The following is a 24,104-nucleotide window of genomic DNA, read 5'->3' as shown; positions in this document are numbered from 1 at the left end:
TCCTCCCGTGTCTCACCTGCCCCCCACGCGCCGGACCGCCCTCCGTACCTTCGCCGGGCTCGGAGCCCTCGCCTTCGGGGCCGCCGCCTGCAGTCCCTCGCAGAGCGCCCCGCGCTCGCAGGCCCCCGAAGGCTCCGCCCAGCCGTCGCAGGCCGGTCCCGAGCGCCGGTTCGGCGCCGAGTGGGACAGCCACACCCGCACCTTCATGGCCTGGCCGGCCCTGGACGCGGTCTGGATGGAAGACCTGCGCTACGTACGCGAGGACATCGCGCGGATCGCCCGCGCCGTCGCGGGGTACGAGGAGGTCGTCATGATGGCCCGGCCCGAGCAGGTGGCCGCGGCGCAGAAGGCCTGCGGCTCCGAGGTCGAGGTGATCCCGCTGGCCGTGGACGACCTGTGGGCCCGCGACATCGTCCCCGTCTTCGTCGAGGAGGGGGACAAGCTCGTCGGCGTCGACTTCAACTTCAACGGCTGGGGCAACAAGCAGGAGCACAAGAACGACGCCCAGGTCGGGCGCCTCCTGCTTCAGAAGTACGGGATCCCCCGGGTCCAGGCTCCGCTGGTGGCCGAGGGTGGCTCCTTCGAAACCGACGGCGAGGGCACCCTGCTGCTCACCGAGAGCTCGATCGTCAACGACAACCGCAACCGCGGCAAGAGCCGGGACCAGATCGAGGCCGAGCTCAAGCGGACCCTGGGCGTGGAGACGGTGATCTGGCTGGCCGGCGTACGCGGCCAGGACATCACCGACGCCCACGTGGACAGCCTCGTACGGTTCGCCGCGCCCGGTGTCGTCCTGCTGGACCGCGCCCACCCCAACACCCCGAAGGACTCCTGGTCGCGCTCCGCGGACCAGGCGAAGGCCGTCCTGTCGAAGGCCACGGACGCCCGCGGCCGGAAGTTCGAGATCATCGACCTGCCGCAGCCCGACCTGGACAAGATCACGGGCGAGGGCGACGACTTCGTGTCGACCTACGCCAACTTCTACATCGCCAACGATTCCGTCTTCATGCCGAAGTTCGGGGACCGCCAGGCCGACGACCGGGCCCGCGGCATCCTGCAGGAGCACTTCCCCAAGCGGGACATCGTCCCCGTCGCGATCGACACGATCGCCTCGGGCGGCGGCGGCATCCACTGCTCGACCCACGACCAGCCCGGCAAGCCCGCCGCGTGAGCGCTGTGCGACGAAGGTCGTCCGGGCGGCGCTTCCCGCTGCTGCCCGGTCTGCTCCTGCTCGTCATCGTGGCGGCGGTGGGCGTGGGGTCCTGGCTGCAGTTCGGCGAGCGCCAGGCCCAGGACACCGTCCACACCGCGGGGCGCGCCGATCCGGACCGGGTGGACGTCGAGGCGACGATCCAGCGGGTCGACGCGGCCGGGCGCGAGCTGCTGCTTCGGGTCCTGGTCACGCCCCGGGGGGCGCTGGCCGAAGCCGGCGGGATCGCACCCGCCGAGGACCTCACCCTCCAGACCTCGACGGCCACCCGCGGCGACCTGACCTTCAAGGCCCACCAGCGCATCTCCACCCTGGACGTGCCGGTGGCCATGACGGGCGGCTCCATCACGGACTACCCGTTCGACGCCTACGGGGCGGACGTGGAGTTCGCGGCCGTCATGGGCCACGAGAAGGTTCCGGTGCGGGTCCTGTTCTCCAACAACGACGTGCTCTTCTCGTCCACGGTGGAGGCCTCGACGGCGGGCGACGGCGCCGCCGTCCTCGACATCGGGCTGGCCCGATCCAACAGCGTGCTCGTGTTCGCGGTGTTCATGATGATCGCGATGTGGGCGCTCGCCGTGTCCGTCCTGATCGGCGGGTACTACCTCGTCACCCGCCGCAAGGGGCTCACCTGGCCCGCCCTCGGCTGGATGGCCGCCACCCTGTTCGCCCTGGCGGCCTTCCGCAACACCGCTCCGGGCACCCCGCCGATCGGCTGTCTGCTCGACTACCTCGCCTTCCTCTGGGCGGAGATCCTCATCGCGTTCTGCCTGATCACGGTGGTCGTCACGGGCATCCGCGCGGAGCCTCCGGCGGACGCGGAGGAGACGCCGGCCGCGTCCTGAACCGGTGTACGGGGCCGGGCCCCTCGGGGCCCGGCCCCGCATGCCCGCATCCCGGCCGCCGCTGCCGGGCGGGCCGGGCGGGCTGGTCGGGTCGGGCGGGCATTCGGGTGGCCCGCCGCGGCCGCACCGCGCGACGCGCGGGGCCGGGTGCGGCGGGCGCCGTACCGTGGCTGACCATGACGCTCCAGAGCGACCGGGCCGGACAGGCCGAGCAGACGGAACCGGTCACGCGGCACGCCACTGACAGGGGCGTCGACCGGATCGCGGCAGTCCTACGGGACGCGGCCCCCGGGGCCGGCTGGGCCGTCGGAGGCGTGGACGGTCCGGAGGCGGTGGTGGAGGCCGCGACCGGCTTCCGCGTCGGAGCCGGGGATGGAGCCGGGGCCGAAGTCGGCGCCGAATTCGACTCCGGGGCCGGCGAGCGCACCGGAGCCGACGTCCCGGCCGGCGAGCCTGCCGGAGGCGGCCTCCGGGTCGGCGAGCGGGTCCCGGCCCCCGACCTCGGCGGGCTGGTCGGCGTGCTGGCCGTCTGGCCCGTCATCGGGATGCTCGTGGACGCGGGGGAACTGGCCCTGCACACCCCGCTCACCGCCTACGGGGCGGGCGACGGCCTGCCCGCCGGGATCACCGCCCACCATCTGCTCACCCACGGCTCCGGGGTGTCGTCCGCGCTCGTCGGGCTCGCCGAGCGGCTGTGCGGGAGCCCCCTCGCGGGGTTCGCCGCCGACCGGATCTGGCGCCCGCTCGGCATGACCCGTACGGGCTTCGCCGCCGACGGGACCCTGTACGCGCCCGCCGCCGACCTCGGGCGCTTCCTGAGCCACCTCCTGGCCCCCGCCGGCGGCCCCGTCAGCCGGGCCTGGACGGCGCAGTCGCTCCGCATCCGCACCGGCGAACTCCTCCCCGCCCGCGGCCTCCTCTGGCACCCCTCCGCCCACGGCTCCTGGTCCCACGGCGCGGGCCGGACCCTGTGGATCTCCCCGCGCGCACGACGCTGGGCAGCCCTCCTCCCGGCCACCCCGTCGGCCCCGCTCCGCACGGCCTTCCGCGACGCGGTCTTCGCCTGAGCCCCATGACCCATCCCGTGGTGCCGGGGCGCCGTAATCGGGAGGCGGTGCGTGGGCGGGATGCGGAACACTGCGCCGGGTGATCGTGATGCGGCCCGTACTGGAAGTACTCGTCCCCGACGGCTTCGACCTCTGGCGTGTGGCCGAGCTCGAGCGGTTCGCCCTCCTGCCCCTCGGTGGCGACCTCTCACCGGCTGAGGTCGGGGCGGCGGTCGCGAGCATCGCCGGTTGGAACGCCGGCGACTCCGACGGGAACTCCGACGGGAACTCCGACGGGAACTCCGACGGCGACGGACCGCCTCGGCCGGCCGACCCGCTCGCCTCGTTCTTCCACGGGTTGGTGACCCTTGAGGATCTCTTGGTCGCCGGCGGTCTGCAGGTCACGGACACGTCCACGGGCGTCACCTTCCGGCCGGGGTGCTGCGACGGGCTGGAGGACTGGCGCGACTGGTACCGATTCGCCGACGGCGGGGGGCTGCTCGGATTCGGCCACGAGCCCGTGTCGCCCTTGGCCGAGTGCGTCGGCAGCACCGTCCGGCTCACCGTCAACGCCGACGAGGACGACAGCCCCGTGATCGAGCTGTCCGTCACCGAGCTCCGCACCCTGCTCGACGCCGCCGAACGCCACTTGGCCGATTTCCTCGCGCTGGCCACCGACTGGCTCCCGCGCCACCTGCCCGGCCACCACGCCCCGGTCATCGCCGCGCTCGCCCGCGCGCTCGACCTTCCCGCACCGGCCCCGGGGCCACAACCGTAGGCCCGTCAATCTTTCCGGACCCGGCCGGACCGACGCAGCCGGGAGCCACGTCCGGGCATCGCCGGCCCCGTGACCAGTCTCGTCACCCGCCCGGGCCACGCCGCGATCCGTGCGTGGAGTCCCTGGCCGGTGAGCCGGCCGCCGCCCCGTGCACGGGGCGCTGTGCGTCGGCGCGCCGCTCTGTTCCGAGCCCCTCCGTAGCCCGCCTGCGGGCCTTCGTACCTCCCTCGTGGTCCTCGGGGCGCGGACGCGGGGTGGTCGACGTACGGTGAGCGCGAGATCACCGACCGTATAGTCCAGGCTGCGCGGAGGTACACGGATGCGTACGGCCCACGAGACCGCCCGCGATGCGCGCACGCCACCGGCCCCGGCCGCGGAGGTCCCCGTATGACGGCGCGGGCGGGGCGCGGCGAGAGCGCCCGGTTCGCCGCCGCCCACACGCTGCCCGCCCTGGTACGGGGCTTCGTGAGCGCCCGCCCCCGAGCGGAGCCCGGGCACGCAGGGCCGGCCCGGCCCCGTTGGTCCGCGGCCACCCTGCGGGCCCTGCGGGAGCGGCACGGAGGGGCGCCCGTGCTCGTACGGGGGCTGACCGGCACGGTCCTGCTCATCCTCGATCCGCGGGACATCCGGCAGTTCTACGCCGAACCCGTCGGCTCCACGGGCCGGCCCGCCACCGGCGCGGACGGCTGTGCCCACGCCGGGCTCGGCGGCGGGCGGCGGTCGGTGGACGACTCCGTGCTCGCCGCGGGGCTGACCGTGCACCCCTCGTGCGGGGCCTTCCTCTCGGTCCTCACCGACGAGGCCCGGCGCCTGACGGCCGGCGGTTCCCTCGAACTCGCCCGCGTCCGGCACTCCGTGGCCCGCGCCGCCCGACGCATCGTCCTCGGCGACGCCGCGGCCGAGGACTCGGAACTCGGCCGCCGGCTCGGGCGGTTCCACGACGGGGCGGGCGCGCGGATCGCCGCGTACGCCGACCTCGCGGAGCCGCACACCCTCATCGGGCGGGCCCGCCGCCACGCGGAGCCCCTCGCGGCGTTGGACGGGACCGGGCCGGACCCGGTCGGGCAGGTCCGCCAGTGGCTGGCCGCCTTCGACCTCGTCCCCGGCATCCTGCTGCGCACCCTGCTGCTGCTCGGCACGCACCCGGCCGAACAGGACGCCGTCGCCGCCGAGGCCCGGGCCGCCGGATGCGCGCAGGGCAGTGCCCAGGGCGCGCTGCCCCGGCTGCGGGCCTGCGTCCGGGAATCGCTGCGGCTCTATCCGGCCGTGCCCGACCTGATACGGATCACCCGGGCCGAGACCGAATGGCGGGGCGTGCGGCATCCCGCCGGAACCTGCGTGGTGCTTCCGGTGCTGTTCCACCAGCGCGACCCCGAACACGTGCCCGCCGCGCACGTCTTCGTACCGGGCCGGTGGGCCTCGCGGGAAGCGGACCTGGACGTCCGGATGGCCCCGTTCAGCCATGCCGGCGGACGCTGCCCCGGCGAACAACTGGGGCTGCTGGTCACCGCGGCGCTCTGCGCGGAGGTGCTGCGCGGACATCGGGTCCGGCCCGCCCGGCCCGTGCTCGACCCCCTCGGCCCGCTCCCCGCGGCCCTGGACGCGCACGGCATCCGCCTGCGCCTGACCCGCCGTTGACCCGCCGCCGGCCCCACCGCCGGCCCCGCCCGCACCCCGCCCGCACCCCGGCGGCGCCCCGGCATCCGGCCCAGCCGCACCACCCGTATCACCCGATCCACCTGCGCGGCAGACCTGTCCGTCCCGCACGGACCTGCACCGATCCGCACCGACCCGCCCCGTCCTTCCTGACGTTCACCCGACCCGACGAGGAATCCATGTCCGACGCCGCGACCCCCGGGACCTCCGCGACCTCAGCGCTTTCCGACCCGGACGCCGATCAACTGGGCGCCCTGTGCCGGGAACTGGCCGAGGCGGCCGACGCCGTGGGCGAAGCCGCCCGCTACGCCTCCGGGCTGGCCCTCGGCTCCCGGCTGCCGGTCATCGCGCTGGGCCTCGGCAGCCGCCGCCGCGCCGCCTGGCGCACCCTGCTGCGCACCCTCACCGACCGGGACGGACTCGGCTGGGCCGCCCGGGGCCGGGGCGTGGCGCGGGCCGGGTGGCTCGCCGGGGTGTTCACCGGCCGCGAAAGCCTGGCCGTGAGCCTCGCGGTGTGCGGCCTCAGGGGCCGGATCCGGGCCGAGAGCACCCGTAACCCGGCGAGGTGGGAGGACCCGGCCGCCGCCGAGGTATTCCTCGCGGTGGAGGAGGGCCGGCAGGCGGACGCGGTCCGGGCGTTCCGCGAGCTCGTGCGCCGACGCGGCGAAGGGCCCGCCTTCGCACTCCTGAACCCCTCCTTCGCCGACATCCTGGCGTGGAACGCGCTGACCGACGACAATCCGTTCAACGACCACGCCGGCTGGCAGGTCGCCACCGGCAGGGCCGTGGCGGCGGAGCCGTTCCTCGGGATCGCCGCCGCCCTGCGGGCGTTCTTCGACGGAGGGCCCGCCTGCTCCGATCCGGGAAGCCGCCTCCTGGCCGAGCTGGACACCACCGGCACCCCGGCCGGGTACCGGGGCAACGCCGACCGGATCGGCGGTTCCCCGGGCGCGGTCCTGCTCCAGCAGGTCACGGGCCCCGACGGGGTCGAGCGGTGTGTGCTCCAACTCGCGGGACCACCAACGGAGTCCGGCCGGGCCGACACACCGTACGGCGCCCCGTTCGACACTCCGTACGCAGGGCCGGCGGCGCACGTCCGCGACGTGGCCGCGACCGTACGACGCCTCGTGCCGTCCGGAACCGAACTCGCCCTGCTCGGCCACGGTCCGGGTGCCCGGACGGCCGGACGGCTGGCTGCGAGCCGGGAGTTCACCACCGTCTACCGGGTCACCTGGGTGGGCTCCGGCCCCGAGCCCGGTCCGGCGGCGGCTCTCGCCGCCTTCGGGGGCAGGGTCACCGGAAGCCACCTCGTACGGCTGCCCGGCCACCCCGACGTCTACGTTCCGGGGAGCTCCCAGTGACGGACACCGCCGGGCCCGCGCCCCGGGCCGAGATCCGTCCGGCCCCGGCCGAGGGCCTGCGCGCCCACTCGGCCGCCCTGCGTTCGCACGCCGAGCGGCTGCGCCGGGCCGCCGGAGACCTGCACTGGCAGGGCCCGGGGGGCGATGCCTTCCGCGCCGAGGTGGAGTCTCTGGCGGCCCGCTGCGCCACGGCGGCGGGCGGCTTCGACCTGGCGGCGGCCCAACTGGCCCGCCCCGGGTCCCGGGAGGGGACGCGGGGCAGGCACCGGCGGACCGGCTGACCGTAGGCCGGCGGGGGTCGGTAGGGGAGCGGGCGGTCAGGGGTCGGAGGTCAGAGGACCAGTGACAGCAGCAGGACGAAGCCCAGGCCGACCACCGAGATGATGGTCTCCATCACCGACCAGGTCTTGAGGGTCTGGCCGACCGTCATGCCGAAGTACTCCTTTACGAGCCAGAACCCGGCGTCGTTGACGTGGCTGAAGAACAGCGACCCGGCTCCGATGGCGAGGACCAGCAGGGCGGTCTCCGTGGCCGGCATGCCCGCCGCGAGCGGGGCCACCAGGCCGGCCGCGGAGATGGTGGCCACCGTGGCCGAGCCGGTCGCCAGGCGGATGGCCACCGCGATGAGCCAGGCCAGCAGCAGGGTCGGTATCGCCCAGTTCTCGGACAGATCCATGATCATCTGGCCGACGCCCACGTCGATCAGCGTCGCCTTGAAGCCGCCGCCCGCACCCACGATCAGCAGGATGCCCGCGATCGGGGCCAGCGACTTCTCCACCGTCACGGACAGCCGCGCCTTGGTGAAGCCGGCCGCCCGGCCGAGGGTGAACATGCCCACGAGCACCGCCGCGAGCAGCGCGATCAGCGGCGAGCCCGCCACGTCGGTGACCCGCTGGACGCCGTTGGCCGGGTCGTCGACCACGATGTCGACCAGGGCCTTCATCAGCATCAGGACCACCGGCAGCAGCACGGTGCAGACCGTCGCCCCGAAGCTCGGGCGGTGTTCCAGCTCCTCCGAGGGCCGCTGCGGGATCATGTGCTCGGGCGCCGGGATGTCCACCCAGCGGGCCGCGTACCGGGAGAACACCGGCCCCGCGATGACGACGGTCGGGATGGCGACGAGCACGCCGAGCGCCAGGGTGAGACCCAGATTGGCGTGGAGCGCGTCGATGGCCACCAGCGGGCCGGGGTGCGGCGGGATCAGCCCGTGCATCACGGACAGCCCGGCCAGGGCGGGGATGCCGATCCGCATGAGCGAGTAGTTGCCCCGCTTGGCCACGAGCAGGACCACCGGGATCAGCAGCACGATGCCGACCTCGAAGAAGAGCGGGAGGCCGATCACCGAGGCGATCAGCACCATCGCCCAGGGCATGGCCCGGCCCTTGGCGCGCGCCAGGATGGTGTCCACGATCTCGTCCGCGCCGCCCGAGTCGGCGAGCAGTTTCCCGAGGATGGCGCCGAGCGCGATGAGTACGCCGACGCCCGCGACGGTGGCGCCGAGCCCGGCGGTGAAGCTGGAGACGGACTTGGCCAGGGGGGCGCCGGCGAACACCCCCAGGGCGAGGGATCCGAGCGTCAGCGCCAGGAAGGCGTGCAGCTTGAGACGGGTGATGAGCAGGACGATGACGGCGATGCCCGCGAGGACGGCTATCCCCAGCTGGGTGGTGCCGGCCGAGGTGATCGGCTCGGTGGCGGCCGCTGCCAGAGTCTCGACGCTGAGACTGGTCACGGTGACGGTTCCTTCGTTCTCGCTTGCGGGCAGGACGGGGTGGCGCGGGGCGGGGGTGGGGTGGGTGAATCGTGAGGTGCGGCTCGGGCCGTGCGGTTACGCGACCGGCGACGGCAGGCGGCGCAGGGCGGCCAGGGCCCGCGCCGTGATCTCCTCCGGGGATCCGGACACGTCGACGAGGACGCCGAGTTCGTCCGGCTGGAGCGGCTCCAGCGTGGCGTACTGCGAATCCAGCAGCGTGGTGGGCATGAAGTGCCCCTTGCGCGCGGCCATCCGCTCCTCGATCAGCGGCCGGTCGCCGGTGAGGTGGACGAAGACGGTGTCCGGCGCGACGGCCCGGAGCCGGTCGCGGTAGGCCCGCTTGAGGGAGGAGGCGGAGACGACCCCGCCCCCGATGCGGGCCCGGTTGCGCATCCACTCGCCGATCGAGTCCAGCCAGGGCCGGCGGTCCGCGTCGTCCAGGGGGGTGCCGGCGGACATCTTGGCGACGTTGGCCGCCGGGTGGAAGGCGTCGCCCTCCGCATAGGGGAGGGCGAGCGCGTCGGCGATCAGCCGGCCCACGGTCGTCTTTCCCGTCCCGGCCACGCCCATCACCACAATGACGCGCGTCATCGCGCACCTCGTTTTCGTTGTTCTTTGCGTCTTTTGCGTTCTTTGTCTTCGTTGACAGGGCCCCGGGGGACCTGGGCACCACTGAAGCTCATTACGTAGTACTTATTCAAGAGGTTCTCGGTAAAACATCACACCTTTTGGCCATCCGGTGGTCACCGTACGCTTACGCCATGACCACTGAAGTGCCGGGCGCACCGGGCGGACCGGCCGAGCGGGGCAGCCAAGGGCTCCACTCCCACGTGCTGGACACCATCGGCCTGGCGATCACGGCCGGGGAGCACCCACCCGGCAGCGTGCTGCGCACCGACGAGATCGCGGACCGCTTCGGCGCCTCGCGGACGGTGGTCCGCGAAGTGGTCCGCGTCCTGGAGTCGATGCAGCTGGTCGAGTCCCGCCGCCGGGTCGGCGTCACCGTGCGCCCCACCGAGGAGTGGAACGTCTACGACCCGCGCGTCATCCGCTGGCGCCTCGCCGGCGCGGACCGCCCGCGGCAGTTGCGCTCCCTCACCGTGCTGCGCTCGGCCATCGAACCGGTCGCGGCCGGACTCGCGGCGCTGCGGGCCACCCCGGAGCAGTGCGCCGAGCTCACCGAGGCGGCCCTGGGCATGGTCCGCACCTCACGCGGTCACCAGCTCGACGGGTACCTCCACCACGACATCGCCTTCCACCGGATCGTGCTCAACGCCTCCGGCAACGAGATGTTCGCGCGGCTCGGCGATGTCGTCGCCGAGGTCCTGACCGGGCGCACCCGGCACGCGGTGATGTTCCACGACCCCGACCCGGCGGCCGTCACCCTGCACGTGCGGGTGGCCGAGGCCGTACGGGAGGGCGACGCGGCCCGCGCGGAGGCGCTGACGCGGCAGATCGCGGTGGGCGCGCTGGAGGAACTGGACGTACTCGCGCCGTAGACGGCCGGGAGGGGCCGGGCGGCCGGAGGCGGCCGGCCGGGGCGGATCGGCCGGTGCAGATCGGCCGGTGTGGCCGGGGCCGGGCGAGCCGCCCGTACGGTCAGTCGCGTACGGGGACGTTCGCCGGGGGGCGGGTGTCGGCGCCGTCCGCGCCCAGGCCCGCGAGCAGGCGCAGCCCGTCCTCGGCGGGACTGCCGGGGGCCGCGGACAGGACCAGCAGCTCCATGCCCGAGTCGCCGGGCAGCGCGAAGTTCTCCTGGTGCAGTTCCAGCACTCCGACCAGCGGATGACGGTACGCCTTGCGGCCGTGGGTGCGGGCGCGCACGTCCGCGCGGGCCCACAGGCGGCGGAAGCGCTCGCTGCCCATGGCCAGTTCGCCGATCAGCGCGGTCAGCCCGGGGTCGTCGGGGTACTGGCCGGCAGCCAGGCGCAGGTGCCCGACCACGTCGAGGGTGCACTGCTCCCAGTCGGCGTAGAGGCCGCGCTCGGCCTCTTCCAGGAAGAGGTGCCGAGCGATGTTCAGCCCGGGCATCGGCCGGCCGAAGAGGAGCCCGGCGAGGCGGTTCCCGGCGAGCGCGTTCAGACGGTGGTCCATGATCAGCGCGGGCGCGCCGACGACGAGGTCGAGGACGCGCAGCACCTCCGGGCGGATCCTCCCACCCGGCGCCTTCGCGCGGCGGCGGCGCTGCCGCGCGAGCCGGTAGAGGTGCTCCCGCTCGGTCTCGTCGAGCCCGAGAACGCGGGCGAGCGCGTCGAGGACCTGCTCGGAGGGCTGGGTGGCGCGGCCCTGCTCCAGCCGCACGTAGTAGTCGACGCTGACCCCGGACAGGTGTGCGACCTCCTCGCGGCGCAGGCCCGCGACCCGGCGGCGGCTGTCGGTGGGGATGCCGGCGGCCGCCGGGTCGACCCGTGCGCGCCGGGTCCGCAGGAAGCCCGCAAGATCGTCCATGGGCCCAGTATGGCCGCGGCGGCGCCCGTGAGGGTGGCCCTGCCAGTACCAGGAACCCCGGTCCGACGGAAGGCGCGCCCCTGAACAACGGGCGCCGCGGGGCCCAGGATCGAAGGCATCCGATCCCGAGGAGTTCCCGTGAAGACGCTGATCGTCCACGCCCACCCCGAGCGCGCATCGCTCAACGGCTCGCTGAAGGACCTGGCGGTGTCCACGCTGGAGGCCGCCGGACACGAGGTGCGGGTGAGCGATCTGTACGCGATGAACTGGAAGGCGGTCGTGGATGCCGAGGACTACGGCCCCCACGCGTCCGGCCCGCTGAAGGTGGCCCTGGACTCGGGCCGGGCCTTCGAAGCCGGGGCGCTCACCCCGGACGTGCTCGCCGAGCAGGAGAAGCTGCTGTGGGCCGACACGATCATCTTCCAGTTCCCGCTGTGGTGGTACTCGATGCCCGCGATCCTCAAGGGCTGGGTGGACCGGGTGTTCACCTACCGTTTCGCGTACGGGGTGGGCGAGCACAGCGACACGAAGTACGGGGAGCGCTTCGGTGAGGGCACCCTCGCGGGCCGCAGGGCCCTGCTCGCGGTGACCGCCGGCGGCCCGGAGTCGCACTACGCCGCTCGCGGGATCAACGGCCCCATCGACGACCTGCTGTTCCCGATCCACCACGGGATCCTCTACTACCCGGGCATCGAGCCGCTGCCGCCGTTCGTGCTGTACGGCGCCGACCGGATGGGCGCCGAGGACTACGCGGTCGCCGCCAAGGCCTGGGAGGAGCGGCTGCTCACCCTGGAGTCGACGGAGCCCATCCCCTTCCGGCGGCAGAACTTCGGCGACTACGAGATCCCCTCGCTCCACCTGAAGCAGGGCCTGGAGCCCGAGGGCCGCGCGGGCTTCGGACTTCACGTACGGTGACCGCCGGCCTCCGGCCGCCGGCCGCGGGGTGAACGGGGCGGCCCGGCCGGTGGCGACGTCCCGGTGCCGAATGCCAAGCGCGGTGTGGCCCCACTCCTCGGATCAGACCGCTACCCGGGTGGGCAAGGCGTCCGCCCTCCCGTAGGCGAGCACCTGAGCGAGGACCTCCCGGAACCGGGCCACGTCGTGCGCGGGTGCCTCGATGACGGCCTCGATTTCGCCGTCCTCCAGCCGAAGGTCCGCCAGCGCCCGGGGGTCCAGCACGACGCGAAGGACATTGCCCTCCAGGACGGCTTCGCGCACGCAGCCGTAGGCCGTCCCCTGCCCGGCCGTTACCAGGCAATGAGTGTCCATCCCCAGGGCGACCTCCTGGTCCTCCGGATCCTCCTCGCCCGACATGAACGACAGGATGAAGCCGCTGCCGTCCTCGGTCTCGGCGAGAGCGGCCTCGGTGAACTCGCCGTCCGGATCGATCTCGGCTTCGGCGACGCGGGCGGTGAATCGGAAGGTCATGAGGAAGTTCTACCAAGGCGGTCGGACAGGGAGCGCGGGCGTGGGCGTCCGCCCTCCCGCCGTCCGGCGTACCGGTACCGCGTGTCGTTGGACCAACTCGTTGACGCTGCGGCGGCATGAGCGTTTTTGATCTTCGTCGGACCCCCTTCCGGGAGATGCTCCCCCTCGCTTCGGCCGGAGCAGACGACCATTTCCGTTCGGCGAAGGGGTACTCGCATGTCTTCCACAGCAAGAACCGGACGAAGGGCCCGGCTGGCCGGCGGCCTCGTCCTGCCGATGGCCGTGGCACTGGCCGGATTCACGGTCCCGGCGGTGGCCTCCGGCGGGGGTGTGGCCGCGCTTTCGGAGGGCGCCGCTCCGGCCTCCGGCGCGGGTGCGGTGCCGAGTTCGGGCGCGGAGTCGGGTCCGGGGGGCGCTGTTCCGGCTTCCGGCGCTGGTGTGGTGTCGGCCGCGAGGGGCGCCGCGCCCGTCTCGGGTGCGGCGCCGGTTTCCGGCGGGGGTGCTGCGTCGGGTCCGGGGGGTGCTGCGGCGACCTCGGCAGGGGTGCCGGGTTCCGGGAGGGGCGCGGCGGTTGCCTCCGGCGGGGGTGCTTCGGCCTCCGGCGGGCGGGCTGCCGGTGGGGCGGGCGTGGTTGCGGAGGCGGGGTTGCCCGCCGGGGCCGGCGGCGCCGAGGCCCGGGAAGGGCAGGCCCCGGATGCGGCGGTGTCGGGCGCGCCGCGCGCTTCGGAGGCGCTACGGGCCGGCCGGGCGCCGGAGTCGGTACCCGTCGGGCCCGACGGCGGATGCGGGCGGGATCGGGCCGAGGCGGCCCCGGAGGGCGGGCACGGATGCCCCGCTCCGGCCGGGGCCCAGGGCCCCCGGGGGCCGAAGGGTGCCAAGGGGGAGAAGGGTGTCTCGGGACCCAAGGGCGACGCGGGCCCGCCGGGTCCCAGGGGCGAGCCGGGCGGCAAGGGGAACGCCGGTGCCAAGGGTGATGCGGGGCCCCCGGGACTCCAGGGCGAGAAGGGGCCGGCCGGGCCCAAGGGCGATGCCGGGCCTCCGGGACTCCAGGGCGAGAAGGGGCTCGCCGGGCCCAAGGGGGACCGGGGAGCCGTCGGGCGCAAGGGGGACCCGGGGCCCAAGGGGGACGTAGGGCGGACCGGAGACGTCGGGGCGGCCGGACCCCAGGGGCAGCAGGGCCCCGCGGGTCCGGCCGGTCCGGCGGGCACGCAGGGGCTGCCCGGCCTTCCCGGAACCGCGGGGCCGCAGGGGTTCGCGGGACCGTCCGGACTGCAGGGGGCCCCGGGCCCGACCGGTGCCACCGGGCCGCTCGGCCCGCTGGGCCCGGTGGGGCCGCAGGGCGTGCCCGGTCCGATCGGCCCCTGCGCCTCGGTGGACAACCAGATGCCCAACAACTCCGAGGAGTTCGCGCTCGTCCTGAAGGAGGGCAAGACCTACCTCGGCCGCCGCACCCGCGATATGACGGGCCAGTGGGGCGACTTCGCCTGGACCGACCTCACCGTGGCGCCGGTCACCGGTTACCCCGCCGACGTCTGCACGGTCGCCCTGGCCATCCACGGCAACGACGTGAAGGTCAAGGCCGTCACCAAGACGGGCACGCTTTACCACACCCACTGCGTGACCAACGGGCGCGGCGTCATCTGCGACGCACCCTGGGCGCCCGTGTATCCGCAGCCCGGAGCGGTGCCGCCACGGCCCCCGGCGGTCTGACCGGGGACCCCGCCCGATCGTGACAGGCCCCCCGGAACCCGCCCCGTACGCCACACTGGGCGGGTGCTGGGACATGGCGACGGGTACGAGGCCGGGGACTCCGCCTCCTTCGTGGGGCGGAGCCGTGAACTGGCCCGGATCGAACGGGCTTTGCGCGAGGATCGGCTGATCACCCTGACCGGGTCGGGCGGCGTCGGCAAGACCCGCCTGGCCCGCCGCGCGGCCGACCTCGCGGCGGGCACGGGCACAGGTGCGGCCGACCTCGCCGGACCGCCCGCGGAACCGCCCGCCGGACCGGCCGCCGAACAGTCCGCCGAACAGGCGGGCGCCACCCGGCCGGTGGGCCCCTTCCCCGACGGGGTCCACTGGGCCGACCTCTCCCCGCTCCCCGACGAGCGGCTGCTCGTGGCCACCGTGGCCGACGCCCTGGACCTCGCCGACCACACCGCCCGTACCCCGGCCGCGGCCGTCCGGCAATGGATCGGCGAGCGCCGGCTGCTCCTCGTACTGGACTGCTGCGAGCACCTGGTGGCGGCCGTACGGGACCTTGTACGGGAGTTGCTCGACGCGGCTCCGCACCTCGTCCTGCTGCTCACCAGCAGGCAGCCCCTCGGACTCGAGGAGGAACACGTCCTGGACGTAGGCCCGTTGCCGTACGCGGTGGACGCGTTCGGCCCCGAGGAGGCCCTTGCCCTGTTCACCCGGCGGGCCGCCGCTGCCGCCCCCGCGCAGGCGCCGCCCTGGACCGAGGCCCGGCTCGCGGCCGCCCGCTCCGTGTGCGCCCGTCTCGAAGGGGTCCCCCTCGCGCTGGAACTGGCCGCCGCGCAGTTGACCGACCACTCCATCGAGGAACTGGCCGTGCGGCTCGCCCGCAGGATCGGCCCGCTGGCCGCACCCGTCCCCGGCCGGCCGCCGCGCCACCGCGCGCTGCGCACGGCCATCGGCTGGAGCCACGAGTGGTGCGCACCGCGCGAACGGCTGCTGTGGCTGCGGCTGTCCGTGTTCGGGGGAGCCTTCGACCCGGCCGCCGCGCGCGCGGTCTGCTCCGCCGCCCCGCTCACCGAAGAGGACGTTCCGCCGCTGCTCGACGCGCTGGTCGCCAAGTCCGTCGTACGCCGGGGCGCGGACGGCTCGTACCGGATGCTGGACACGATCCGGGAGTACGGGGCCATGTGGCGCGACGAGGCCGGGGAGCGCGAGGCGCTGCGGGACGCGCACGCCGCGTACTTCACCGAGCTCGTGCGCGCCGCCGAACGGGACTGGCTCGGCTCCGCCCAGCGGACCGGGTACCGGCGCGTGGAGGCGGCGCACGGAGACCTGTGCGCGGCCCTGGACCACCACCTGGCCACCGGCGCCCCGGAGCGGGCCCTGGACCTGGCCGCCCGGGCCGGCTTCTACTGGGCCTGCTGCGGCCACCTGCACGCGGCGCGCGGCTACCTGGAACGGGCCCTGGCCGCCGCACGGCCCGAGGAGGTGGCCCCGCGGGTCCGGGCGCGCGCCCTGTGGGCCCTCGGGGTGACCCTGCTGCTCCAGGGCGAGCAGGAGCAGGCCCACCGGATCGCCGTCGGCTGCGAGGCCCTGGCCGCCGGCCTCGACGAGGGCCCGGACGGGAACGGAGGCCCGGACGGGAACGGGGGCCCGGCGCTGGACGCCGCGTACCTGCTGGGCCTGAGCCACCTACTGGCCGGGCGCCCGCTGGCCGCGCGGATCGTCTCCGACAACGCCCTGGAGGCCCACCCCGGCACGCCCTTCGACTCGGGTCCCCGGATCCGCTGCCACCTCGTACGGGTCTTCGCGCTCACCGGAACCGGCCTGTTCGCCGACGCCCGGGAAGAGGCGGAACTGCTGCGCGCCGGCTGCGAGGAGCGCGGCGAACACTGGACCCGGGCCTACGCCGACTACCAACTGGCCCTGATCTGCCTCTTCGAGGACCGCCCCGCCGAGTCCGCCGTCCACGCCCGCGCGATGCTGGAGAGCAAGCGCGAGCTGGGCGACAGCTTCGGCACGGCCCTGGGCCTGGACCTGCTCGCCGCGGCCCGCGCGGCGACCGGGGACGGGGCCGGCGCGGCGCGCGCGTACGGCACGGGCCACGCCTACTGGCAGGCGGTCGGCCACCCGCAACGCGGCACACCTGAACTGGCCTCCGTACGAGAGGAGTTCGAGCGAACCGCGCGCGGAGAACTCGGCGACCAGGCCTACGAGGAGGCCTTCCGCGAAGGCCTGCGGCACGGCCACGTCCTGCGCACCCGACCCCACCCGTACTGAAAAGGGGGTCGTGGCGGCCGTCCGCGGCGCCTGCCGCAGGGATCCGAGGCCCGGGGGCGGCGGTCTGAGCGCCGTCGTCGGGGGCTGCCGGGAAGCCGCCCCGCTGCCGCGTCGGGGACGAGGCGGTGGCGGTCCCGGCGCCGCACGGATCCCGTGCGGCAGCCGTGGTGCCGGTGGCCGGGGCGTGTGAGCGATGTCCTCCCGCACGGCCCCGACCGGCGAAGCCTCGCTGCAGTCCGGGCTGCGTGCTCCGCTGTCCATGCGTCTGACCCGTTTTCAGCCGGACAAACACCCTCTGCGCAAAGAGCTCTGAGTTTCCGTCAGAGAGGTACGGGGGTTTGTCTGAAGACGGACCCCGGCCCCCGTCCGTGCCCGGTCAGCCCGTCGGGGGAGTGCGCGGGGTGGTCTGCTGGACGGCCCAGCCGTTGCCGTCGGGGTCGGAGAAGTAGACGAAGGAGCCCCAGGGCATGTCCTCGATCTCCGTCACCTCGATGCCCCGGCCCTTGAGGTCGGCGAAGGCCTCCTCGATGTCCGCGACCACGACCTGCATGTTGTCCAGCGACCCTGGTGTCATCCGGGTCAGGCCCTTGCCGATGGCGATCGAACAGGCAGAGCCCGGCGGGGTCAGCTGGACGAAGCGGATCTCCTCGCTGACCGTGATGTCGTGGTCGGCGTGGAAGCCGATGCGTTCGTAGAAGGCCTTGGCCCGGTCGATGTCGGTGACCGGTACGGCGACCAGTTCCAGTTTGATGTCCATCGGCTTCTCCTGACTCCGTGTCCCGGCGGATGCGGGGGACCGGTCCCGGCCGCCCACCGGCCCATCATCCGCCGGAGACCGCCGCCGCGCCGCCCGGGAGGGCGCGTGCCGCCGGCGTGTCCCCGTCCGGGCCGGCCTCCGCGAACTGGGTCCGGTACAGCTCCTCGTACCGTCCGCCCACCGCGAGCAGCTCGGCGTGGGTGCCGCGTTCCACGATCCGGCCCTCCTCCACCACCAGGATCAGATCGGCGGCCTGCACCGTCGACAGCCGGTGCGCGATCACCACGGCGGTCCGGCCCGACAGGGCCTCGGCCAGGGCCTCCTGGACGGCGGCCTCCGAGGTGGAGTCCAGATGCGCGGTGGCCTCGTCCAGGATCACCACCCGCTGGCCGGCCAGCAGCAGCCGGGCGATGGTCAGCCGCTGGCGCTCCCCGCCCGAGAGCCGGTAGCCGCGCTCGCCGACGACCGTGTCCAGCCCGTCCGGGAGCGAGGCCACGAGCCCGTCGAGCCGGGACCGGCGCAGGGCCTCCCAGATCTCGTCCTCCCCCGCCTCGGGGCGGGCCAGCAGCAGGTTGGCCCGTACCGACTCGTGGAAGAGGTGGCCGTCCTGCGTGACCATGCCCAGGGTCTCGCGGATGGAGTCCGCGGTGAGGTCCCGTACGTCGATCCCGCCGAGGCGGACCGCGCCCGTGTCCGTGTCGTACAGCCGGGGCAGCAACTGCGCGATGGTCGACTTGCCGGCGCCGGAGGACCCGACCAGGGCGATCATCTGCCCGGGTTCGGCGCGGAAGGAAACCTCGTGCAGCACCTCGGTGCCGCCCCGCGCGTCCAGGGTCGCCACCTCCTCCAGGGAGGCCAGGGACACCTTGTCGGGGGAGGGGTAGCCGAAGGAGACGTTGTCGAACTCGACCGTCACCGGTCCCTCGGGCACCCGGCGGGCGTCCGGCTTCTGGGAGATCAGCGGCTTCAGGTCGAGGATCTCGAAGACCCGCTCGAAGCTGACCATCGCGCTCATCACCTCCACCCGCGCCCCGGCGAGCGCGGTCAGCGGGGCGTACAGCCGGGTCAGGAGCAGGGCGAGGGCGACCACCGAACCCGCGTCCAGGGTGCCGGTGAGCGCGTAGTGGCCGCCGAGGCCGTACACCAGCGCCAGGGCCAGCGCGGAGACCAGGGTCAGGGCGGTGATGAAGGCCGACTGGGCCATCGCCGTCCGGATCCCGATGTCACGCACCCGGGCGGCGCGCGCCGCGAACTCCGCCGACTCCTCGTCGGGCCGCCCGAACAGCTTGACGAGCGTGGCGCCCGGAGCCGAGAAGCGCTCGGTCATCTGGGTGCCCATCGAGGCGTTGAGCGCGGACGCCTCCCGCTGCAACGCCGCCATCCGCACCCCCATCCGGCGGGCGGGCAGCACGAACACCGGCAGGAGCACGAGGGCCAGCAGGGTGATCTGCCAGGAGATGCCCAGCATCACGGTCAGGGTCAGCAGCAGCGTCACGGTGTTGGACACCACCCCCGACAGGGTGTTGCTGAAGGCGCGCTGCGCGCCGATCACGTCGTTGTTGAGCCGGCTGACCAGCGCCCCGGTGCGGGTCCGGGTGAAGAACGCCACCGGCATCCGCTGCACGTGGTCGAAGACCGCCGTCCGCAGATCCAGGATCAGCCCCTCGCCGAGGGTGGACGACAGCCGGCGCAGGACCAGCCCCAGCCCCGCCTCCGCGACCGCGATCAGCGCGATCAGCAGGGCGAGGCGGGTGACCGTACCGCTGTCGCGGCCCTCGACGATCTCGGTGACCACGCGGCTCGCGAGTACCGGGGTGGCCACCGCGAGCAGCGCGGTCACCACGCTGAGGAGGAGGAAGAAGGTGAGCCCGCGCCGGTGCGGGCGGGCGAAGGCGGCGATCCGGCGCAGACCGGCCCGCGAGAGCGGGCGCCGGTCCTGCTGGGCGTTGATCGCGCTGTGGAGCGAGGTCCAGGCGGTTACTTCCATATCCATGAGCCGAACGGTAGGACCTCGACCAAACTTGAGGTCAAGGGCCAGGTGGCCCCCGGTGACCAGGAACCCTGTTCGACAGGTGGGGCGGCAGGCCGGGCGACCGGTCAGTCGACGGGCCGGGCGGCAGATCAGTCGAGGCAGAAGATGTTGTCCTCGGGATCGGTCATCACGATGATCCCTTCGTTGACCTCGTCGGACTCCAGGCGGTACTGCCGCTTCGCACCCAGCGCCTCCAGCTTGGCGGCCTCCGCCTCCAGTACGGCCATCCGCTCGTCCCCCTTCAGACCGGGCGCCGAGCGCACGTCCAGGTGCAGACGGTTCTTCGCCTCGGTCCTGGCCTCCGGGACCCTCTGGAAGTAGAGCCGCGGTCCCTTGCCGTCCGGATCCGAGATGGCCGCCCAGTCGTTCTGGCCCTCCGGAGTCGGCTGCACGCGATAGCCCAGCGCCTGCGCCCAGAACGCCGCCTGCGCGCCCGGATCGGCGCAGTCGTACGCCACCTGCAATTCCTTGGCCATGTGGCCTCCGACCATTCGAAACCTGTCCACCGGTACCGGTTGGCACCAGCGCAGGACGATAGTGGATCAACCATCGCTCGTACGAGGGATTTTCGCGGCCCTCGTGCCGTGTCGGTGCCCGGTGCCAGAATCGGCCCATGACGCAGGGATCAGAGCCCTTCACGCATTCCGGCCGGCGCGCCGGCGACACCGTTCTCTCCCGCTTCGAACGCTGGGCCCGCGACACCCCGGGAGCCCAGGCCGTCGCCGCGGGCACGGACAGCCTCACCTACGGACAACTCGACGCGCGTGCCAACCAGTCGGCCCGCCACCTGCTCGACTGCGGACTGCCCGAAGGGGCCGTCGTCGCCGTGGGCTCCGCCCCGCGCGCCGAGCTCGTCGTCCTCCTCCTCGCCATCCTCAAGGCGGGCGCCGCCTACGCCGTCGTCGACGTCGAGAACCCGCGCACCGGACAGCGCCAGCTCGCCGCCGTCCGGCCCTTCGCCCTGCTCGCCGACGCCGCCGAGCAGGCCCGCCTCGACGACGGCGGCGACCTGCGCGTGATCCGCACCGGTGGGCAGCACGCGGTCGCCACGGGAGCTCTGCCCACCGACCCGCCGGACCGGGCCCCGCGCGGAGATGCCGCCGCCGTGCTGTTCACCGGGGGTGCGGACCGGCGCGCCGTCCCCCTCTCCCACGACCGGCTCCTCGCCGCCCACGAAGGGTGGGCGGCGGTGGCGGGGCCGGTTCCCGAGGACCGGCACCTGATCACCGCCGCCCCGCACCTCACCGGCTTCGCCGCCGGATGGACGCGGGCCCTGTGCGAGGGCGGCGCGCTCGTCCTGCCCGAAGGCCCGCACTGGACACCGGAGTCGCTGCGCCGCGCCGTCGACGCCGAGCGGGTCACCGTCCTGCACACCGATCCCGGCGCCGCCACCCAGCTCCTCGTGCGCGACCGGGAGGCGTCCCTGTCACGGACCCTGCGCCGCCCCGACGAGGGGCTGCGGTCCCTGCGCATGGTCGCCGTCGCCGGAGACCGCCTCTACCTGGACGAACAGGCCGCTCTGCTCGCCCGGCTGCGGCCCGGAGCCCGGCTGCTCAACGTCTACGGGCCCACCGAAGCCGCGGGCACCGGTGCCCGGTTCGAACTCCCGCAGCTCGCGGCCCCCTTGGACGGGGCCGAGGAGCTCTCGCTGATCGGAACCGCCTTCCCCGGCTGCCGGCTGGACGTACGCGACGGGGAGATCCACCTCACCGTGCCCGGCGGCGGCGAACCGGTCCCGACCGGAGACCTCGGAGTGCTGCGCCCCGACGGGCTGCTGGAGTTCCGCGGCCGGATCCGCGACCGGCTCACCGCGGACGGCAAGGCCCTCGACCCGCATCCCGTCGAGTCCGCCATCCGCAGCCACGAAAGCGTGGGCGCGGCGCTCCTGGCCGAGGTCAGGGGGGCCGGTACGGGCGTGAACGCGCGTCCCCTGCTCGTCGCCTTCCTCGCCCCGCCCGCGGAGGACGACACCTGGCCCCCGGGCTCCGACCTCCCCGACGGCGGGGAGGTCCGCCGCCACCTGGCGGGCAGGCTCCCCGGGGCCATGATGCCGAGCGCCGTCGTCCGGCTGCCCCGGATCCCCCGGGACCGGGCCGGACGCGAGCAGCGGGCCGCGCTCCCGATGCCGCCGGGGCGGGCCGGGGGCGACGGCGACGGGGAGGATCCCAGCGGTGGCGGGAGCGGGAAGTACGGCGCCAAGTACGGCCGCAGGTACGTGTGGAGAGACTCGGGACCCAATATCGCGGGATGGGCCGGCCTCATCTTCTTCATGGTGGTCGGCCTGGTCCTGGTGGCGGGCTTCACCATGATCCTCACCTTGATCTTCTGGCCCGGTTCGATGGACCTCCACGGCGTCCCGAACCCGTACGCCACGCTCTTCTTCCTCCTCTACATGTGCGAGTGCTGGGCGTTCGCGGCCGGTGTGTGGTTCCTGTTCGCCGGCCGGTCCCGGATGCGCCGCCACGGGCGCCGCGGCCCCCGCATCACCGCCGCCGCCCATCTGGCGATCGTCTACCTGCTGGTCGCCTGGTGGCCGCAGGACAACTTCTACCGGCTCGCGGCCAAGCAGGACTGGCCCCGACAGGCCGCGCTCGTCTACGCCTTCAACATTCCGCTGATGATCGCCGCCGCGATCGTGGCCGTCTACGCGTCCCGTCCGCCGCTCAGCGCCTTCGACGTGGAACCGGACTCGGCACCGGTGTCGGTGTCGGGGTCGGTATCGGGGTCGGTTCCGGGGCAGGGGTCGGCCCGGGACGGGGCCCGGGTCACCGACGCATCGGCCGGCTGAGCACCGGGAGCCTGCTCGAACATCGCCCCGACGGACAGCGCCTGCGTGCGTACGAGCCGCTCGGCCGCGTCCAGCACCTCCCTGCCGGTCGCGGCCACCAGGGCGCCCATCCAGGGCACCGGTTCGAAGGCGCCGGTGGGGATGGCGGGGAGGAACACCGCGCCGATCCGCGCGCACCGGCGGGACAGCCGCTCGCACAGTTCGTCGAAGGCCGCCTCCGGTAGCCGGGCGCCCAGCTCCACCCGGTCGGCGATCCGGACGAAGTGCCCCGCGCCCCGCAGTTCGTCGAGCCGGGCCGCCACCACGAAGGCGACCGACGGCCCGGTCAGGCGCAGGTTCGTCTCCGTGGGGGCGAGCCGTCCCGCGCCGTCGGCGACGAAGTCCACGTCGAACCAGCCCCGGTAGCCCGCCGCCGACAGTTCCCGGCCCACCGCCCGCCCGAAGGCCAGCAGGGGTTCCTCCGCCCACGCGGGCACCACCCCCGGCCCCACCGTCGCACCGCGGTACCCGCCGTCCGCTACGTCCATCACCGCCCCGCCGACCTCGTGGACCCGGCCGGCCGCGTCCACGAACCCGTCGTAGGTGAGGTCGCGCGGCTCGGCCGGATCCGCCGGTCCGCGTACGTACTCCTCCACGAGCAGCGGCCCGCGCGGCAGGGCCCGGAGCACGGCCCGGGCCCCGCCCGCCGCGCGGACCCGCTCGGGGGTCAGGACCGTGGTGCCCGAGCCGCCGACGCCGTGCTCCGATTTGAGAACGGTGCTCTTCCCCGCCCGGGTCCGGGCCGCCAGCAGCCGGACCGCCGACCTGCGGGTGTCCGCACGCCACTGTGCGGGCAGCGTGATCGCGGGATGCCCGCCCGCCGCGAGGATCCGCCCGAACAGCCCGTGCGCCGCCGACTTCGACTCGTACCGCAGCTCGTCCGGCCGCCACCCCTGCCCCGCCAGCCGCGCGAAGGGGGCGGTCAGGCCCCAGGGCACGAGGCGGGCGCCGGTCGCCGCACCGGCGCCGGTCGCCGCACCGGCGCCGGTCCCGCTCCCGGTCCCCATCCCGGTCCCCATCCCGGTCCCCATCCCGGTCCCCATCCCGGTTCCCATCCCGGTCCCGCTCCCGGTCCCCATCCCGGTTCCCATCCCGGTCCCGCTCCCGGTCTCCATCCCGGTCCCGCTCCCGGCGCCGGTCAGCCGTGCGGCCAGCGCCGGCCGGGCCCGGACTGCGTCCGACAGGGCCGGATCCCGCTCCGCGAGCCCGTCGTACACCTCGACCCCCGCGGGCCAGTCCAGTTGCCGGCCGAGCAGGGTGATCCAGCCCGGCGGCACCGCGTGCGGCAGCACCAGCGCGGCCGGCCGCGGAGTGTAGAAGGCGGCCAGACAGGCGTAGTGGTGGGCGGCCCGCTGCTCACGGTCCAGAGAGGCGTCCGCGAACTGCGCGTTGTACTCGGCGACATTGCCCACGTGCACGGCCGCCCCGCCGCCGGTCCAGGCCCGCGCCCAGCCCGCCAGGGCCACGGGCGCCACTGCGAACCGCACCAGCCCGCCGCCGGGGGCGTCCGGCCCGGGTTCCGGCCCCGCCTCCGGCACCGGGGCCACCGCGCCCATCGCCCGGTAGAACCCGGCGGCATGCGGATCGGCGTCGATCAGCAGCCGGCGGAAGCCGAGCCCGGCGGCGCGCCGCAGGACGTCCCGGTAGAGCAGGCGCCCCACGCCCCCGCCGATGGCGGCCGGTTCGACGAAGAGCAGCCCCAGCCGCCCGAACGGCGGTTCCCCGTCGAGGGAGGCGAGTCCGAGCACGGCGGCCGGGCCGTCGCCGGAGCGCGACCCGGCGGCCCCGGCCGCGCCCTCGGCGACCACGATCCGCCGGCGCACCTCGTCCCCGGCTCCGATCCGCAACTCCGGCGCGCACGCCGCGAGGAACCGTGCCCCGTACCCCCAGTGGGCCTTGGAGCGCATGACCAGCTCCGTCAGCTCCGCGGCCTCCCCGGCCCGCGCGGCCCTGAGCTTTGCCATTTCCTGACCTCCCCATGGTCGGGTGCC

General features: G+C 74.5%; 19 protein-coding genes and 1 pseudogene. 12 read left to right on the top strand and 8 right to left on the bottom strand.

The window, feature by feature from the left end:
• Positions 1 to 7 precede the first annotated feature (7 nt).
• The 7 genes from ACFYYB_RS01370 to ACFYYB_RS01340 all read left to right on the top strand — a co-directional run bounded on the left by ACFYYB_RS01370 (position 8) and on the right by ACFYYB_RS01340 (position 7,177).
• Entirely contained in the window at positions 8 to 1,171 is a 1,164-nt protein-coding gene (locus ACFYYB_RS01370; RefSeq protein ID WP_389432517.1) for an agmatine/peptidylarginine deiminase, read from the top strand.
• On the top strand, positions 1,168 to 2,055 hold the full coding sequence (locus ACFYYB_RS01365; RefSeq protein WP_389432516.1) for a DUF4436 domain-containing protein: 888 nt from the start codon (positions 1,168 to 1,170) through the stop codon (positions 2,053 to 2,055). The genes ACFYYB_RS01370 and ACFYYB_RS01365 overlap by 4 nt, the downstream gene beginning before the upstream one ends.
• 176 nt (positions 2,056 to 2,231) lie before the next feature.
• On the top strand, positions 2,232 to 3,122 hold the full coding sequence (locus ACFYYB_RS01360) for a hypothetical protein (RefSeq protein ID WP_389432514.1): 891 nt from the start codon (positions 2,232 to 2,234) through the stop codon (positions 3,120 to 3,122).
• An 88-nt stretch (positions 3,123 to 3,210) separates the two neighbouring features.
• Positions 3,211 to 3,879 (top strand): hypothetical protein, encoded by a 669-nt coding sequence (locus ACFYYB_RS01355; RefSeq protein WP_389433438.1) that lies wholly within the window; start codon positions 3,211 to 3,213, stop codon positions 3,877 to 3,879.
• A 387-nt stretch (positions 3,880 to 4,266) separates the two neighbouring features.
• Complete coding sequence (locus ACFYYB_RS01350) at positions 4,267 to 5,517, top strand: cytochrome P450 (protein ID WP_389432512.1); 1,251 nt, start codon at positions 4,267 to 4,269, stop codon at positions 5,515 to 5,517.
• Positions 5,518 to 5,714: 197 nt separating this feature from the next.
• Positions 5,715 to 6,896 carry a hypothetical protein gene (locus tag ACFYYB_RS01345; RefSeq protein WP_389432511.1) on the top strand — a complete coding sequence of 394 codons (1,182 nt, stop codon included), beginning with the start codon at positions 5,715 to 5,717 and terminating at the stop codon, positions 6,894 to 6,896.
• The gene (locus ACFYYB_RS01340) at positions 6,893 to 7,177 is read left to right on the top strand and encodes a hypothetical protein (RefSeq protein WP_389432510.1); all 285 of its coding nucleotides are present in this window, start codon (positions 6,893 to 6,895) and stop codon (positions 7,175 to 7,177) included. The genes ACFYYB_RS01345 and ACFYYB_RS01340 overlap by 4 nt, the downstream gene beginning before the upstream one ends.
• Positions 7,178 to 7,227: 50 nt before the next feature.
• Here ACFYYB_RS01340 and ACFYYB_RS01335 read toward each other — a convergent pair whose 3' ends face one another.
• Together ACFYYB_RS01335 and ACFYYB_RS01330 are read right to left on the bottom strand one after the other, a co-directional pair.
• Positions 7,228 to 8,625, bottom strand: coding sequence for a gluconate:H+ symporter (locus ACFYYB_RS01335; RefSeq protein ID WP_389432509.1), 1,398 nt, complete (start codon positions 8,623 to 8,625; stop codon positions 7,228 to 7,230).
• 96 nt (positions 8,626 to 8,721) lie between these two features.
• The gene (locus ACFYYB_RS01330) at positions 8,722 to 9,237 is read right to left on the bottom strand and encodes a gluconokinase (protein WP_389432508.1); all 516 of its coding nucleotides are present in this window, start codon (positions 9,235 to 9,237) and stop codon (positions 8,722 to 8,724) included.
• A gap of 170 nt (positions 9,238 to 9,407) precedes the next feature.
• On the opposite strand from ACFYYB_RS01330, the gene ACFYYB_RS01325 reads away from it, so the two are divergent.
• Complete coding sequence (locus tag ACFYYB_RS01325) at positions 9,408 to 10,145, top strand: FadR/GntR family transcriptional regulator (protein WP_389432507.1); 738 nt, start codon at positions 9,408 to 9,410, stop codon at positions 10,143 to 10,145.
• 100 nt (positions 10,146 to 10,245) lie between these two features.
• Here the strand turns inward: ACFYYB_RS01325 and ACFYYB_RS01320 are convergent, their stop codons facing one another.
• Complete coding sequence (locus tag ACFYYB_RS01320) at positions 10,246 to 11,094, bottom strand: helix-turn-helix transcriptional regulator (RefSeq protein ID WP_389432506.1); 849 nt, start codon at positions 11,092 to 11,094, stop codon at positions 10,246 to 10,248.
• A gap of 138 nt (positions 11,095 to 11,232) precedes the next feature.
• Between ACFYYB_RS01320 and ACFYYB_RS01315 the strand changes: the two genes are divergently transcribed.
• A complete protein-coding gene (locus ACFYYB_RS01315; RefSeq protein ID WP_389432504.1) occupies positions 11,233 to 12,009 on the top strand; it encodes an NAD(P)H-dependent oxidoreductase in 777 nt (258 codons plus the stop codon).
• A gap of 102 nt (positions 12,010 to 12,111) precedes the next feature.
• Here ACFYYB_RS01315 and ACFYYB_RS01310 read toward each other — a convergent pair whose 3' ends face one another.
• Positions 12,112 to 12,522 (bottom strand): hypothetical protein, encoded by a 411-nt coding sequence (locus ACFYYB_RS01310; RefSeq protein ID WP_389432503.1) that lies wholly within the window; start codon positions 12,520 to 12,522, stop codon positions 12,112 to 12,114.
• Positions 12,523 to 13,167: 645 nt separating this feature from the next.
• Between ACFYYB_RS01310 and ACFYYB_RS01305 the strand changes: the two genes are divergently transcribed.
• Positions 13,168 to 14,232, top strand: a complete 1,065-nt coding sequence (locus tag ACFYYB_RS01305; protein ID WP_389432501.1) for a hypothetical protein — start codon at positions 13,168 to 13,170, stop codon at positions 14,230 to 14,232.
• Between the two features lie 63 nt (positions 14,233 to 14,295).
• Entirely contained in the window at positions 14,296 to 16,497 is a 2,202-nt protein-coding gene (locus ACFYYB_RS01300) for an ATP-binding protein (protein ID WP_389432499.1), read from the top strand.
• A 376-nt stretch (positions 16,498 to 16,873) separates the two neighbouring features.
• Here ACFYYB_RS01300 and ACFYYB_RS01295 read toward each other — a convergent pair whose 3' ends face one another.
• The 3 genes from ACFYYB_RS01295 to ACFYYB_RS01285 form a co-directional block, all read right to left on the bottom strand.
• Complete coding sequence (locus ACFYYB_RS01295) at positions 16,874 to 17,254, bottom strand: VOC family protein (protein WP_327302596.1); 381 nt, start codon at positions 17,252 to 17,254, stop codon at positions 16,874 to 16,876.
• Between the two features lie 64 nt (positions 17,255 to 17,318).
• Positions 17,319 to 19,247 (bottom strand): ABC transporter ATP-binding protein, encoded by a 1,929-nt coding sequence (locus ACFYYB_RS01290; protein WP_389432498.1) that lies wholly within the window; start codon positions 19,245 to 19,247, stop codon positions 17,319 to 17,321.
• A 128-nt stretch (positions 19,248 to 19,375) separates the two neighbouring features.
• On the bottom strand, positions 19,376 to 19,762 hold the full coding sequence (locus ACFYYB_RS01285) for a VOC family protein (RefSeq protein ID WP_389432496.1): 387 nt from the start codon (positions 19,760 to 19,762) through the stop codon (positions 19,376 to 19,378).
• A 137-nt stretch (positions 19,763 to 19,899) separates the two neighbouring features.
• On the opposite strand from ACFYYB_RS01285, the pseudogene ACFYYB_RS01280 reads away from it, so the two are divergent.
• Positions 19,900 to 20,991, top strand: a pseudogene (locus ACFYYB_RS01280) (AMP-binding protein); the annotation flags it as partial.
• A 938-nt stretch (positions 20,992 to 21,929) separates the two neighbouring features.
• Here the strand turns inward: ACFYYB_RS01280 and ACFYYB_RS01275 are convergent.
• Positions 21,930 to 24,077, bottom strand: coding sequence for a GNAT family N-acetyltransferase (locus ACFYYB_RS01275; RefSeq protein ID WP_389432495.1), 2,148 nt, complete (start codon positions 24,075 to 24,077; stop codon positions 21,930 to 21,932).
• Between the last annotated feature and the right edge of the window lie 27 nt (positions 24,078 to 24,104).

This window comes from Streptomyces sp. NPDC002886, from assembly GCF_042888445.1.
In the GTDB taxonomy this organism is placed as follows: Bacteria; Actinomycetota; Actinomycetes; order Streptomycetales; family Streptomycetaceae; genus Streptomyces.
The sequence above is the reverse complement of the archived record's forward strand: the minus strand, read 5'-3'. Positions and strand labels throughout refer to the sequence as shown.

Excerpts from the sequence above, each read along its gene's own strand:
- ACFYYB_RS01360 (WP_389432514.1), top strand. The coding sequence starts at position 2,232 with ATGACGCTCCAGAGCGACCGGGCCGGACAGGCCGAGCAGACGGAACCG.
- ACFYYB_RS01355 (WP_389433438.1), top strand. The coding sequence starts at position 3,211 with ATGCGGCCCGTACTGGAAGTACTCGTCCCCGACGGCTTCGACCTCTGG.
- ACFYYB_RS01350 (WP_389432512.1), top strand. The coding sequence starts at position 4,267 with ATGACGGCGCGGGCGGGGCGCGGCGAGAGCGCCCGGTTCGCCGCCGCC.
- ACFYYB_RS01345 (WP_389432511.1), top strand. The coding sequence starts at position 5,715 with ATGTCCGACGCCGCGACCCCCGGGACCTCCGCGACCTCAGCGCTTTCC.
- ACFYYB_RS01330 (WP_389432508.1), bottom strand. The coding sequence starts at position 9,237 with ATGACGCGCGTCATTGTGGTGATGGGCGTGGCCGGGACGGGAAAGACG.
- ACFYYB_RS01325 (WP_389432507.1), top strand. The coding sequence starts at position 9,408 with ATGACCACTGAAGTGCCGGGCGCACCGGGCGGACCGGCCGAGCGGGGC.
- ACFYYB_RS01320 (WP_389432506.1), bottom strand. The coding sequence starts at position 11,094 with ATGGACGATCTTGCGGGCTTCCTGCGGACCCGGCGCGCACGGGTCGAC.
- ACFYYB_RS01310 (WP_389432503.1), bottom strand. The coding sequence starts at position 12,522 with ATGACCTTCCGATTCACCGCCCGCGTCGCCGAAGCCGAGATCGATCCG.
- ACFYYB_RS01295 (WP_327302596.1), bottom strand. The coding sequence starts at position 17,254 with ATGGACATCAAACTGGAACTGGTCGCCGTACCGGTCACCGACATCGAC.
- ACFYYB_RS01290 (WP_389432498.1), bottom strand. The coding sequence starts at position 19,247 with ATGGATATGGAAGTAACCGCCTGGACCTCGCTCCACAGCGCGATCAAC.
- ACFYYB_RS01285 (WP_389432496.1), bottom strand. The coding sequence starts at position 19,762 with ATGGCCAAGGAATTGCAGGTGGCGTACGACTGCGCCGATCCGGGCGCG.
- ACFYYB_RS01275 (WP_389432495.1), bottom strand. The coding sequence starts at position 24,077 with ATGGCAAAGCTCAGGGCCGCGCGGGCCGGGGAGGCCGCGGAGCTGACG.